This is a genomic window from Mesorhizobium sp. USDA 3734 (genome assembly GCF_056279665.1).
The window spans coordinates 719833-731970 of record NZ_JBWCCW010000001.1 but is presented as its reverse complement, the minus strand read 5'-3'; the positions used below and the strand labels follow the sequence as shown (position 1 = coordinate 731970).

The following is a 12138-nucleotide window of genomic DNA, read 5'->3' as shown; positions in this document are numbered from 1 at the left end:
TGCCTGCGAAGTCCGACGACCCCTAATGCGGGCCATACCCGGTTTCCACAGGGCAAAAAAGAAAGGCGGCCGTTGCGGGCCGCCTTCTTCAATGTCCGTCAAGAGGTCGATTATTGCGCGGCAAGCGCGCCAAAGATGACGCCCGAGAGGATGCCGACCAGCACATAGTCGTTGCCGACGCGGATCCATTCCTGGCCGCGGCCGGGACGATGCAGGCCGTAGCGGCCATAATCGCGGATCGGCTGGTGACGCTTCCAGCTGGAATATTTCTGGCCATTGCGCCAGTGGTTGCGCTTCACGACGACCTTCTTCTTGAAGACACGCTTCTTCACATCGCTGTGGTGGCCGGGCTTTTGCCAGTCGACCTGGCTGTAGTTCGACTGCGGAGCCACCGGCGCATTCAGCGGTGCGGCCTGGCCGGTCAGCGACGTGGCGGCCAGCATCGAGAAAGCGAGAGCGGAAAGGACAATGCGTTTCATGAGAAGTCTCCTTGGTTGTCGATGCCCAAGCAATAGTGGTCCACCGATGAACCGAAACTGAACGCCAGCATTACAATTATGTAATGAATTCCTTCGTTTACTCACGTGAATTGAACATCGTCGTAAAGGCAGGAGGCGGCTCATGGCAAACCCGGCCGATCCGCCGCACCACGTGGCCTGGCAATGCGACCATTTGCGCTTCCATCCATTTTCCGACACCGCCTGTCGCGCGGCAACGGCCCCTTGAAATCGACAAAATTTTATTATCCGGCTAAAATATTCCAGCTAATATCGACCAACGCCATGATCATGATTCGTAGCCTCGCTTTTCATCCCGCTCGCCACGCCAAACAGGGCGCGCGCCCTGTTCGCATGCAGGCGGCGAAATGAGCGGTTCCGTCGTCCTTCTGCATCTGGCCGGCGCCGTGGCGCTGATGCTGTTTGCCACCCGCATGGTGAAGACCGGCGTCGAGCGCGCCTATGGCGACGTGCTGCGCCATCGTCTGCGTGCCACCATGCGCAATCCGATCATGGCGGTGCTGGCCGGCACCGGCCTCGCCATCGCTCTGCAAAGCTCCACCGCCGTCACGCTGCTGGTCGGCTCCTTCGCTGGCTCCGGCATCGTCTCGGGCGCCGCCGGCCAGCTTGCCGTGCGCGGCGCCGAGATCGGCTCGGCGCTGGTGGTCAAGCTGCTGACCTTCGATCTCACCTTGCTGGTGCCGCTCTGCCTGATCACCGGCACGGTGATGTTCATGGCCACCGAGCGGCGCGACTGGCGCCAGTCCGGCCGCATCCTGGTCGGCATCGGCCTTCTGATCCTGTCGCTGGAAATGATCGGCCAGGCATCGGAGCCGCTGCGCAACAGCCAGCTCATGCCGGTCATCATCAACTACTTCTCGACCGATTCCATCACCGCCTACCTGCTGGCGGCGCTGATCACCTGGCTGTTCCAGTCGAGCATCGCGGCGGTGCTCTTGATGGCGACGCTGGCCGGCCGTGGCCTGATCACGCCCGAACTCGGCGTCGTCCTCATCCTCGGCGTCAATCTCGGCTCCTCGATCATCGCGCCGATGCTGACCCGCTCGTCGAGCCCCGAAGTGCGCGTCGTGCCGATCGGCAATCTCCTGATGCGCGGGCTTGGCTCGCTGATCATGCTGATCCTGGTCATGATCTTCAGGCCCCACTTCGCCTTTCTTGGCTCGACGGCGGCGGACCAGATCGTCAATGCCCACATCCTGTTCAATGTGCTGATCCTGCTCGCCGGCCTGCCGCTGGCCGGCTTCGTCTACCGCGCCTCGGAGAAGATCGTCGCACTGGGCACCAAGCCGGCGCCGGCCAGCACACTCGACGTCGTCGAGCTGTCCGCGCTCAACGAGAGCGCGCTCGACGTGCCGAGCCAGGCGCTGGCCAACGCCACCCGCGAGGTGGTGCGGGTCTGCGAGACCGTCGAGATCATGCTCAAGCGCATCATCGAGCTCTACGAGAGCGCCGACGCCGACAAGATCAAGGCGCTGGCTGCACTCGACGACCGCGTCGACAGGAAGCATGCCGCGATCAAGCTCTATCTGGCCAAGCTTACCAGGAACCCGCTGACCGAGGACGAGGCGCTGCGTTGCCAGGAACTGATCGGCGCCTGTGTCAAGCTCGAGCAGGTCGGCGACATCATCGTGCGCAACATGCTGGTGCATGTGAAGAAGAAGTTCGAGCGCGGACTGGAATTCACCGACGAGGGCTGGAGTGAATTGTTCGCCTTCCACAGCTCGGTGCTGGCCAATGCCCGGCTCGCCTTCAACGTCCTGGTGTCGCGCGATCCCGAAACCGCCCGCCAGCTGGTGCTGGAAAAAGACCAGTTGCGCGACCGCGAGAAGGAAACCAGCGCCAGCCATTTCGAGCGCCTGCGCGACGGCACCGCCAAGAGCGTCGAAACCAGCTCGATCCATCTCGACACCATCCGCGACCTGAAGCAGATCAACTCGCTGCTGGCCTCGATGGCCTATCCGGTGCTGGAAGAACGCGGCCTGCTCACCGGGTCGCGGCTCAAGGCGAGCTGATTCACGGACACCATCAAGCACCGTCTTCGTTTCGGCGGCAAAATATCTTTGCTCTGGTTCCTCCAGTCGAGATAAGGGTCCATTGGCCCAGCCTTTCGGAGGAAATCGATGGACACCCATTCGCGCAGTTTCGCCAAGGCGCTCTCCTGGCGGGTGACCGGCACTATCGACACGATCATCATTTCACTCGTCGTGACAGGAAGCATCAAGCTCGCCGCGACCATCGGCCTGACCGAGGTCGTCACCAAATCGCTGCTCTATTATTTCCACGAACGGGCATGGCTGAGAATTCCCTACGGGCGCAAGACCGCGGCATAGCGACCTCGGCGCACGACCGAGCCCGGTGCGCCCTCACCCGGCCGTCGCGCAAGCAGGTGACGCACGAGAACTCGATCAAGAAAACCTAAACCGGCGCCAACAATTTCTGGATTGCCTGCTACGCCCATCCGTGGTTTGAGGCGCTTTGCTCAGGATCGCTTTCCCGTCATGTCGCTTCCGCTCATCGCCCTGTTCATCGCCGCCTTTGCCTTCGGCACCACCGAATTCGTCATTGCCGGCGTGCTGCCGCAGGTGGCGGAGGGGCTTGGCGTTTCGGTTCCTTCGGCCGGTTATCTCGTCTCCGGTTATGCCTGCGGCATCGCCATCGGCGGTCCGCTGCTGGCGCTCGCCACCAAGTCGCTGTCGCGCAAGACCCTGCTGCTCGGTCTCGCCATCGCCTTCACCATCGGCCAGGCGGCCTGCGCACTGGCGCCCGATTTCACCTCGATGCTTTTGTTGCGCATCGCCGTTGCGGTCGCGCACGGCGCCTATTTCGGCGTCGCCATGGTCGTCGCCGTCGGTCTTGTGCGCGAGGATCAGCGCGGCATGGCGGTTGCCGTCATCCTGTCCGGCCTCACCGTCTCCAACGTCATCGGCGTGCCCGCCGGCACCGCGATCGGCAACATCTGGGGCTGGCGCGCAACCTTCTGGGTGATGTGCGCGCTGGGCGTGGCGGCAACGCTCGCCATGGCGGCGCTGTTGCCGCGCACCACCGGATATCAGGCCAGGCCCGCCGGTTTCGCCCGCGAAGTTCGCGTGCTGGCCCGCCAGCAGGTCTGGACCTCGCTGATCCTGATGCTGATGCTGATGATCGGCCAGTTCGGCCTGTTCACCTACATCACGCCGACCTTGCTGGAGGTCACCGGCCTCGACGAGAACCTGGTGCCGTGGGTGCTGCTGCTCAACGGCGTCGGCGCCACGCTCGGCGTCTTCCTCGGCGGCAAGCTCTCCGACTGGAAGCTGATGCCGTCATTGATCACCATGCTCGGCTTGCAGGCGGTGACGCTGGCCGTCATCTATGCCGTCAGCCCCTATCCCCTGCCGATGGTTGTCGCGATCGTCATCTGGGGCGGTCTCAACTTTGCCATCGGCACGCCGATCCAGACCCGCATCCTGGCATGGACCGCAGACGCCTCGAACCTCGCTTCGTCGCTCATTCCGTCCGGCTTCAATGTCGGCATTGCGCTGGCTGCTTCACTGGGGGCCGCCATGCTCAATGCCGGCTATGGCTACCGCAGCCTGCCGCTGCTCGGCGCCGTCGCCATGCTGGTCGCCGTTGCGGTGGCGCTCGCGTCCTATGTCTGGGAAGGGCGCAGCAACGCCACGCCGCCGCTGACAGCCCCAGCGGAGTAAAATACGAAGCTGAGGCTCTCACCCGCGCCAGCGCAGCAGGCGCATGGCGTTGGCGGTGACCAGCACGGTGGCGCCGGTATCGGCCAGGATCGCCGGCCACAGGCCGGTGATGCCGGCGATGGTGGTGACCAGGAACACCGCCTTCAGCCCGAGCGCCACGGTGATGTTCTGGCCGATATTGGCCATCACCGCCCGCGACAGTTTTACCATGCGCACGACGTCCATGACGCGGCCGTGCAGGATCGCCGCGTCCGCCGTCTCCAGCGCCACATCAGTGCCGCCACCCATGGCGATGCCGATATCGGCGGCGGCCAGCGCCGGCGCATCGTTGATGCCATCGCCCACCTTGGCAACTTTCAGCCCCTCGCGCTGCAATTCGCCGACGATGCGCTGCTTGTCCTGCGGCAACAGCTCCGCCCGTGCCTCGATGTCGAGCGAAGCGGCGATGGCTTCAGCCGTGCGGCGGTTGTCGCCGGTCAGCATCACCGCGCGGATGCCCTCAGCCTTGAGCGCCGCGATCCCGGCGGCCGCATCCGGCCGCGGCTCGTCGCGCATGGCGATCAGCCCGGCAACCACACCATCGGCCACCAGCACCGAGACGGTCTTGCCCTGGCCGTTGAGGCTGTCGACGGCAAGGCGCTGCGCTTCGGTCATCACGGCGCGTTCGCCGGCCGCGTGGCCAGAGCCAAGGAAGACAGCGATGCCGCCGACGCTGCCCTCGACACCCTTGCCGGAAATCGCCTTGGCCGCCAGGGCCGGCGGCACCGGCGCCTTGTCGGCCTCGGCCCGGTCCAGGATCGCCACTGCCAACGGATGGCTGGAGCCCTGCTCCAGTGCCGCCGCCAGCGCCAGCACGGTGCGTTCGTCGCGGCCATAGGCCACGATGTCGGTGACCACGGGCTTGCCCGCCGTCAGCGTGCCGGTCTTGTCGAAGGCGACCGCCGTGATCCGGCGAAACCCTTCCAGCACGGCACCACCCTTCATCAACAGACCACGCCGCGCGCCGGCCGCAAGGCCAGCGGCGATCGCAGCAGGCGTCGAGATGACCAGGGCGCAGGGGCAGCCGATCAGCAGGATCGCCAGGCCCTTGTAGATCCATTCGTTCCAGTCGCCGCCGGCAAGCAGCGGCGGCAGCAGCGCCACCAGCGCGCCGACCGCCAGCACGGCCGGCGTGTAATAACGCGAGAAGCGGTCGATGAAGCGCTCGGTCGGCGCCTTGGCCTCCTGCGCTTCCTCCACCAGCCGCACGACCCGGGCAATGGTGTTGTCCGACGCGGCTGCGGTCACGCGAACCTTGAGCACGCCGTCGCTGCTGATCGTGCCGGCGAAGACGGCGTCCGCGACACCCTTGCGCTTTGGCGTGCTCTCGCCGGTCACCGGCGCCTCGTCGATGTCACCAGACCCCTCGATGATCTCGCCATCGGCAGGGATGCGGTCGCCCGGCCGCACAACGATGACGTCGCCGACCGCAAGGTCTTCGGCGGGAACCTCTGACGTGCCGCCCGCCCGCTCGACAAGTGCTGTCTTCGGCACCAGATCGGCAAGTCCCTGGATGCTCGCCCGCGCGCGGCCGGCGGCGACACCTTCCAGAAGCTCGCCGATCAGGAACAGCACCACCACGGCGGCTGCCTCTTCCGTGGCGCCGATCATCACTGCGCCTATCGCCGCGATGGTCATCAGCATCTCGATCGAGAACGGCGTACCGGCCAATGCCGCCATCAGCGCGCGCCGCGCGATCGGCACCAGGCCGACCAGCAAAGCGGCCAGGAAGACCCAGCGCTCGGCCATTGGGAAAAGATGGCCGATGCCGTAGGCGGCAACAAGCGCCGCCGCGCAAGCCAGCGTCAGCACTGCCCGGCGGGAGCGCCACCACGCCTGCCCTGGCTCGGCATCGCTGTGGATATGAGATGACCCGGCAGCCTCGTTGGCGGCCTGTTCGCCGCCATGCTCATGATCGTCGCCGGCGTGATCGTGGCCCTCGTGGTCATGGTCAGCACGGTCATGCGCCTTGGCCACTGAAGCACGCCCATCAGTCTTGCCTTCCGCTCTAACGATGCCGTAGCCGAGCCGCGCAACCTGCTGCAGCACCTTGTCTTCCGGCAGTGCGCCGCCATGGCTGACCGTCATGCTGGCGCCGGTCACCGAAACCGAGACATCCGCGACGCCGTCGAGACGGCGAACCGCCGTGTCGATCTTGGCCGCGCAGGAGGCGCAGTCCATGCCGCCGATCCTGAACCGTGTCTGCCTGAGGGGAGTCGTCATCACATCACCTGTCTGTCTTGCCAGCGCGGCGTCGCCGCGTAGGTCTTGAATGCTGATGTCAGGCACTGTAATTGCTCTAGTCACTAGAGCTTCAAGAGGAAAATTCATGTTTTCGATCGGTGATCTCTCCCGCCGCACCGGGGTCAAGGTGCCGACCATCCGTTATTACGAGCAGATGGGCCTGGTCGCCGCGCCCGAGCGTTCGGAAGGCAACCAACGCCGCTATTCCAGGCAGGAACTGGAGCGGCTGGCCTTCATCCGCCACGCCCGCGACCTCGGTTTCGCTGTCGAGGACATCCGCTCGCTGATCGAATTGAGCGGTCATCCCGAGCAGCCCTGCGGCCACGCCGACCGGATTGCCGAGGAACAACTGATTTCAGTGCGGGAGAAGATTGCCCAGTTGAAGCGGCTGGAAACGGAGCTGGAGCGCATCGCCTCCTGCTGCGATGGCAAGACGGTCGGCGACTGCTACGTCATCCGCGCGCTGTCCGACCACGCGCTGTGCGCTGACGAGCATGGTTGAGAGGCCGCACCCCTACAGCTCGATCCGGAACCGCAAACTCTCCACCCCGCCATAGGCGGCATCCTCGAAGAAGTGTTCGACGAGCTTGCCGCCATTGGCAAGGATCACCTTGTGCGACGCCGGATTGCCCGGCTTGGCGGTGATCTCGACATAAGCCAGGCCGACCGCCCTCGCCTCGTCCAGCATCAGCCGCAGCGCCTCGGTGGCGTAGCCGCGCCGCCGCTTCCACGGCACCACCGCATAGCCGATATGGCCGAGCACATGCGGCGGCAGCTCCGCCGTGCCCTTCTGCCAGCGAAAGCCGATCGAGCCCGACGCCTCGCCGTCCCAGATCCAGCGGCGGAAACCCGGCAGGCGCGGCACTTTCGTCCCGTCAGGCAAGGCGATCGGGCCGCCCTTGGCCTGGGGATCATCGAGGTCGGCGAGAAAAGCCACCGGATCCTTCTCGATCGCCGCAAGTTGTTCGCGCGTCGCCTCCAGCAGCCGCACATTGTCCGGCGACCAGCCGCGTTCGAGTGCCGCCTTGTAGGACGGCAAATGTTCAAGCGCGGGTTTGACGATTTCGATCATGGTGCACCGTGGAGACGCTACGCCGGTAAAATAGCATCCTTGCCCGGGAAGGCACGGTCCACCAAGCCGCGGCCTCTTACGACAAGGGCCGCGCTCCCATTGCTGGAAACGCGGCCCCGGTCTTAAGTCCTTGGGAGGACTGGCACTCCGGCGCGGCCGCGCCGGAGTGCCCTTAAGCGATCTCAGGCGATGTCGAAGCGGTCGGCGTTCATCACCTTGGTCCATGCCACAACGAAATCCCGGGCGAATTTCGCCTTGGCGTCCGCCGTCGCATAGACTTCGGCCAGCGCCCGCAGCTGTGAGTGCGAACCGAAGATCAGATCGGCGCGGGTGCCGGTCCACTTGACTTCGCCGGTCTTGCGGTCGCGGCCTTCGAACACGTCCTTGGCCTCCGATACCGCCTTCCACTCCGTGCCCATGTCGAGCAGGTTGACGAAGAAGTCGTTGCTCAGCGTTTCCGGCTGTTTGGTGAAGACGCCGTGCCTGGACTGCCCGGCATTGGCGCCGAGAACGCGCAGGCCGCCGACGAGAACCGTCATCTCCGGCGCCGTCAGTGTCAGCAGCTGCGCACGGTCGACCAGCGCCTCCTCGACGGTCAGCCGCTGCTTGCCGCTGACATAGTTGCGGAAGCCGTCAACCGTCGGTTCCAGCGGCGCGAAGGAGTGGATATCGGTCTGCTCCTGCGAGGCGTCCATGCGGCCCGGCCAGAACGGAACGTCCACGCTATGGCCGGCGGCCTTCGCTGCCTTCTCGACGGCAGCACCGCCACCGAGAACGATCAGGTCGGCAAGCGAGACTTTCTTGCTACCGGTCTGCGAGGCATTGAAGTCCTTGCGGATCGCTTCGAGCTTGTCGAGCACCTTGGCGAGGTCAGCCGGCTGGTTGACGGCCCAGTCCTTCTGGGGGCTGAGGCGAATGCGCGCGCCATTGGCGCCGCCGCGCTTGTCGGAGCCACGGAAGGTCGAGGCCGACGCCCATGCCACCGAGACCAGCTGCGACACCGACAGGCCCGACGCCAGGATCCTGGCCTTGAGCGCGGCAGCATCCTCTTCGTCGATCAAGACATGATCGACCGCCGGGATGACGTCCTGCCAAGGCAGTTCCTCTTTTGGAACCAATGGGCCGAGATAGCGCACGAGCGGGCCCATGTCGCGGTGGGTCAGCTTGTACCAGGCGCGCGCGAACGCGTCGGCGAACTGATCCGGATTCTCATGGAAGCGCTTCGAGATCGTCTCGTAGGAAGGATCGAACCGCAGCGCGAGATCGCTGGTCAGCATCGAGGGCGCGTGGCGCTTTGCAGTGTTGTGCGCATCCGGCACGGTGCCGGCACCCGCGCCACCCTTCGGTGTCCACTGATGGGCGCCGGCCGGGCTCTTGGTCAATTCCCAGTCGAAGCCGAACAGATTGTCGAAGAAGTCGTTGCTCCACTTGGTCGGCGTCGTCGTCCAGGTCACTTCCAGGCCGCTGCCGATCGCATCGCCGCCCTTGCCGGTGCCGAACTTGCTCGCCCAGCCGAGGCCTTGCTGCTCAATGTCGGCACCTTCCGGCTCAACACCGACCAGCGTTGCATCGCCGGCACCATGGGTCTTGCCGAAAGTGTGGCCGCCGGCGATGAGCGCGACGGTCTCCTCGTCGTTCATCGCCATGCGCGCGAAGGTGTCTCTGATATCGCGCGCCGAGGCCAGCGGATCAGGCTTGCCGTTCGGTCCTTCCGGATTGACGTAGATCAGGCCCATCTGCACGGCACCAAGCGGGTTCTGCAGATCGCGGTCGCCGCTGTAGCGCTCGTCGGCGAGCCACTTGCCTTCGGGACCCCAATAGATGTCCTCTTCCGGCTCCCACACATCGGCGCGGCCGCCGGCGAAACCGAAGGTCTTGAAGCCCATCGATTCCAGCGCGACGTTGCCCGTCAGGATCAGAAGATCGGCCCACGAGATCTTGCGGCCGTATTTCTGCTTGATCGGCCACAGCAGCCGGCGGGCCTTGTCGAGATTGACGTTATCCGGCCAGCTGTTCAGCGGCGCGAAGCGCTGCTGGCCGGCCCCGGCGCCACCACGACCGTCGGCGATGCGGTAGGTGCCGGCGCTGTGCCAGGCCATGCGGATGAAAAGCGGTCCGTAATGGCCGAAGTCGGCCGGCCACCACTCCTGCGAATCCGTCATCAGCGCATGCAGGTCCTTGATGACGGCATCGAGGTCGAGGCTCTTGAATTCCTCGGCATAGTCGAACGCCTCACCCATCGGATCGGACAGCGGCGACTGCTGGTGGAGAACCTGGACGTTGAGCTGATTCGGCCACCAGTCGCGGTTGACCCTGCCGACAGCTGTGTGCACGACCGGGCATTTGCCCTTGCTGTTATCGTCTGTGTTGGCGTCCATGTTTTTCTCCGATCGTGGCTGTGTTGAGCTTTGCCTCAACGGCTGCGTGAACAAGGGCCTGAAATGCCCTTCGAGACGTCAGCTCCATGACCGCCGCGACGGTCAGGAACCCGAATATGCGAAATGTCCTACCGCCCTGAGCCGGCCCTGGACAAGATTGTGTTGAAACAAAAACAGCTCCGAACGCACGCCCGCACCGATGATGCGGACTGTGTGGCGTCGGCTGCCTTTCATCTCCCTACCAGACTCTATAGCAAAGCGGATCGATTAATTTAAGTTGGATTTACTGATCACAGAGATAAGGTGCGGTTATGGCAAACCTGACCCTGAAGCAGTTGCGCTATTTCGAGGCGCTGGCGCGGCACAACCATTTCGGACGCGCGGCGGATGCCTGTGCGATCTCCCAGCCCGCCATTTCGGTGCAGATCAAGGAATTGGAAGAGACGCTCGGTACGGAACTGTTCGAAAGAGGCCCGCGCCAGGTCCGGCTGACCAATTTCGGCGAGGAATTTGCCTTGCGCGTGCGCGACATCCTGCGCTCGGTGGACGAACTGACTGATCTCGCCCGCTCTTCGCGTGACAGGCTGGTCGGCCGGCTGCGCATCGGCGTCATTCCGACGGTCGCGCCCTACCTCTTGCCGACCATCATCGGCAACCTCTCGCGCATGCATGACGGCCTCGACATCCATGTGCGCGAGACGCTGACGCAAAAGCTGATCCAGGAACTGGCGGACGGCCGGCTCGATGCGGCTATTGTCGCGCTGCCGGTGTCGGAACCGTCGTTGACGGAGGTCGTGCTGTTTGCCGAAAACTTCGTGCTGGTTCGGCCCGGCGAGGACGAGGGAAAGCCGGTGCCCAATCGCGAAATGCTGCGCGAAATGCGGCTGCTTCTGTTGGAAGAGGGCCATTGCTTTCGCGACCAGGCGCTGTCGTTCTGCAGCATGCATTCGGCACGGCCGCGCGAGTTGCTGGACGGCAGCTCGCTATCGACCCTGGTGCAGATGGTCGGCGCCGGCATCGGTGTCACCTTGATTCCCGAAATGGCGGTGGCGGTGGAGACGCGCTCGGCGCCGGTTTCCATCGCGCGCTTCAGAAGTCCCCAGCCCTCGCGCACGATCGGCATGGTCTGGCGCAACACCAGTCCCATCGCCAAACAGCTGCTGCGGATTTCCGAAGTCGTTCGTCAGTCGGCCGACGCGCTGCGCGCGCAACACAATCCTGCATCGGTTGCGCATCTCCTGAACCTGACGGCTGCCGCCCAATAAAGGCTGCCCCAAGCGATCCGATCCTCAGCTTGCCGCCTGGAACCGGATTTCGCCCTTGTTCAGGAAGCATGTCTTGTTGAACAGCGACAGATCCAGCGGGTTCGGCAACCGGACATCGCTGATGTCGGGAACCGGCTTCTTCGCCGGATCGTATGACCGATCGATCTGCGAGATGAAGACGAGGATCAATCCCCTCTCACCGGCAAAGGCCTTCAGCGTGCGAACCTGCGCCATCAGGTCCGGGTTTTCCCGTTTCTGATCGAGCAGTTGCAGATAATCGATCACCACCAGCGTGCCGCGCGGCGCCGAACTCAACGCACTGACGATGTAGTCGGCGCTGATGGCGTCGGAATTGTCGAATATGAACTGGTCGTTGAACCGTGCAGGGTCCGCCCCGATGGCGCGAAACCGGTCCAGCACATCTCTTTGCGTATATTCCAGCGTGAAGAACACGCCGCGATGGCCGGACTTCATGGCTGCGATTGCGAGTTCGAGACTCATCAGCGTCTTGCCGTGGCCGGGTCGTGCACCCACCAGAACGAGATCGCCGGGCGCAAGCTGCGCAAACAATCTTCCGGCAGGCGCCGTTTCGACTGCCTTGCTCGCAAGCAGGCCCCAACTGCTGAAACCTTCCTGTGCTGCAATACGATCGAGCGCTTCGTGGAGCGCAATCTTGCCCTCGCGGGACAAAAGCCTGGCTTGACGCTTCAGATGATAGACGGGCGCGGACAGCTTCATTGCAAAACCTCCTGGTGCGAGCCGTTTTCGCAATCCCTCCTTATGCCTTGCCAAACCGCACGGCGGTTTGGCAGCGGTGCTCGAACAGTCGGTTCGGTGATCGGTGTGCCCCGCATGAATGATGCTTTCCCGGCGGAGGGAGGAGGCGTGGGCGCGCCAGAATCACATGATAGCTCAATCCGAAGGGATCGAAAATCGCAG

Annotated in this window: 10 protein-coding genes; 5 read left to right on the top strand and 5 right to left on the bottom strand. The window is 64.2% G+C overall.

From position 1 onward, the window contains the following. Positions 1-110: 110 nt before the first annotated feature. A complete protein-coding gene (locus ACZ89F_RS03615; protein WP_476090436.1) occupies positions 111-479 on the bottom strand; it encodes an RcnB family protein in 369 nt (122 codons plus the stop codon). Between the two features lie 386 nt (positions 480-865). Between ACZ89F_RS03615 and ACZ89F_RS03610 the strand changes: the two genes are divergently transcribed. From ACZ89F_RS03610 to ACZ89F_RS03600, 3 genes are all read left to right on the top strand, one after another. After that, on the top strand, positions 866-2530 hold the full coding sequence (locus ACZ89F_RS03610) for a Na/Pi cotransporter family protein (protein WP_476090435.1): 1665 nt from the start codon (positions 866-868) through the stop codon (positions 2528-2530). A gap of 108 nt (positions 2531-2638) precedes the next feature. Then, a complete protein-coding gene (locus tag ACZ89F_RS03605) occupies positions 2639-2848 on the top strand; it encodes a DUF2061 domain-containing protein (RefSeq protein ID WP_224701133.1) in 210 nt (69 codons plus the stop codon). Positions 2849-3016: 168 nt separating this feature from the next. Then, the gene (locus tag ACZ89F_RS03600; protein WP_476090434.1) at positions 3017-4201 is read left to right on the top strand and encodes an MFS transporter; all 1185 of its coding nucleotides are present in this window, start codon (positions 3017-3019) and stop codon (positions 4199-4201) included. Between the two features lie 18 nt (positions 4202-4219). Here ACZ89F_RS03600 and ACZ89F_RS03595 read toward each other — a convergent pair whose 3' ends face one another. Next, a complete protein-coding gene (locus ACZ89F_RS03595; protein ID WP_476090433.1) occupies positions 4220-6463 on the bottom strand; it encodes a heavy metal translocating P-type ATPase in 2244 nt (747 codons plus the stop codon). Positions 6464-6569: 106 nt separating this feature from the next. Here ACZ89F_RS03595 and ACZ89F_RS03590 point away from each other — a divergent pair, with 106 nt between their 5' ends. Continuing rightward, positions 6570-6986 carry a MerR family transcriptional regulator gene (locus tag ACZ89F_RS03590; RefSeq protein WP_476090432.1) on the top strand — a complete coding sequence of 139 codons (417 nt, stop codon included), beginning with the start codon at positions 6570-6572 and terminating at the stop codon, positions 6984-6986. Positions 6987-6998: 12 nt separating this feature from the next. Here ACZ89F_RS03590 and ACZ89F_RS03585 read toward each other — a convergent pair whose 3' ends face one another. Together ACZ89F_RS03585 and katG are read right to left on the bottom strand one after the other, a co-directional pair. Further along, complete coding sequence (locus ACZ89F_RS03585) at positions 6999-7556, bottom strand: GNAT family N-acetyltransferase (protein ID WP_476090431.1); 558 nt, start codon at positions 7554-7556, stop codon at positions 6999-7001. 182 nt (positions 7557-7738) lie between these two features. Next, complete coding sequence (gene katG, locus ACZ89F_RS03580) at positions 7739-9934, bottom strand: catalase/peroxidase HPI (protein WP_476090430.1); 2196 nt, start codon at positions 9932-9934, stop codon at positions 7739-7741. Positions 9935-10245: 311 nt separating this feature from the next. Here katG and ACZ89F_RS03575 point away from each other — a divergent pair, with 311 nt between their 5' ends. Beyond that, positions 10246-11199 carry a hydrogen peroxide-inducible genes activator gene (locus tag ACZ89F_RS03575; RefSeq protein ID WP_476090429.1) on the top strand — a complete coding sequence of 318 codons (954 nt, stop codon included), beginning with the start codon at positions 10246-10248 and terminating at the stop codon, positions 11197-11199. A gap of 24 nt (positions 11200-11223) precedes the next feature. On the opposite strand, the gene ACZ89F_RS03570 is transcribed toward ACZ89F_RS03575, so the two are convergent. Beyond that, positions 11224-11937, bottom strand: a complete 714-nt coding sequence (locus ACZ89F_RS03570) for a DNA helicase (protein ID WP_476090428.1) — start codon at positions 11935-11937, stop codon at positions 11224-11226. Positions 11938-12138: the final 201 nt, after the last annotated feature.

Excerpts from the sequence above, each read along its gene's own strand:
- ACZ89F_RS03615 (WP_476090436.1), bottom strand. The coding sequence starts at position 479 with ATGAAACGCATTGTCCTTTCCGCTCTCGCTTTCTCGATGCTGGCCGCC.
- ACZ89F_RS03610 (WP_476090435.1), top strand. The coding sequence starts at position 866 with ATGAGCGGTTCCGTCGTCCTTCTGCATCTGGCCGGCGCCGTGGCGCTG.
- ACZ89F_RS03605 (WP_224701133.1), top strand. The coding sequence starts at position 2,639 with ATGGACACCCATTCGCGCAGTTTCGCCAAGGCGCTCTCCTGGCGGGTG.
- ACZ89F_RS03600 (WP_476090434.1), top strand. The coding sequence starts at position 3,017 with ATGTCGCTTCCGCTCATCGCCCTGTTCATCGCCGCCTTTGCCTTCGGC.
- ACZ89F_RS03595 (WP_476090433.1), bottom strand. The coding sequence starts at position 6,463 with ATGACGACTCCCCTCAGGCAGACACGGTTCAGGATCGGCGGCATGGAC.
- ACZ89F_RS03590 (WP_476090432.1), top strand. The coding sequence starts at position 6,570 with ATGTTTTCGATCGGTGATCTCTCCCGCCGCACCGGGGTCAAGGTGCCG.
- ACZ89F_RS03585 (WP_476090431.1), bottom strand. The coding sequence starts at position 7,556 with ATGATCGAAATCGTCAAACCCGCGCTTGAACATTTGCCGTCCTACAAG.
- katG (WP_476090430.1), bottom strand. The coding sequence starts at position 9,934 with ATGGACGCCAACACAGACGATAACAGCAAGGGCAAATGCCCGGTCGTG.
- ACZ89F_RS03575 (WP_476090429.1), top strand. The coding sequence starts at position 10,246 with ATGGCAAACCTGACCCTGAAGCAGTTGCGCTATTTCGAGGCGCTGGCG.
- ACZ89F_RS03570 (WP_476090428.1), bottom strand. The coding sequence starts at position 11,937 with ATGAAGCTGTCCGCGCCCGTCTATCATCTGAAGCGTCAAGCCAGGCTT.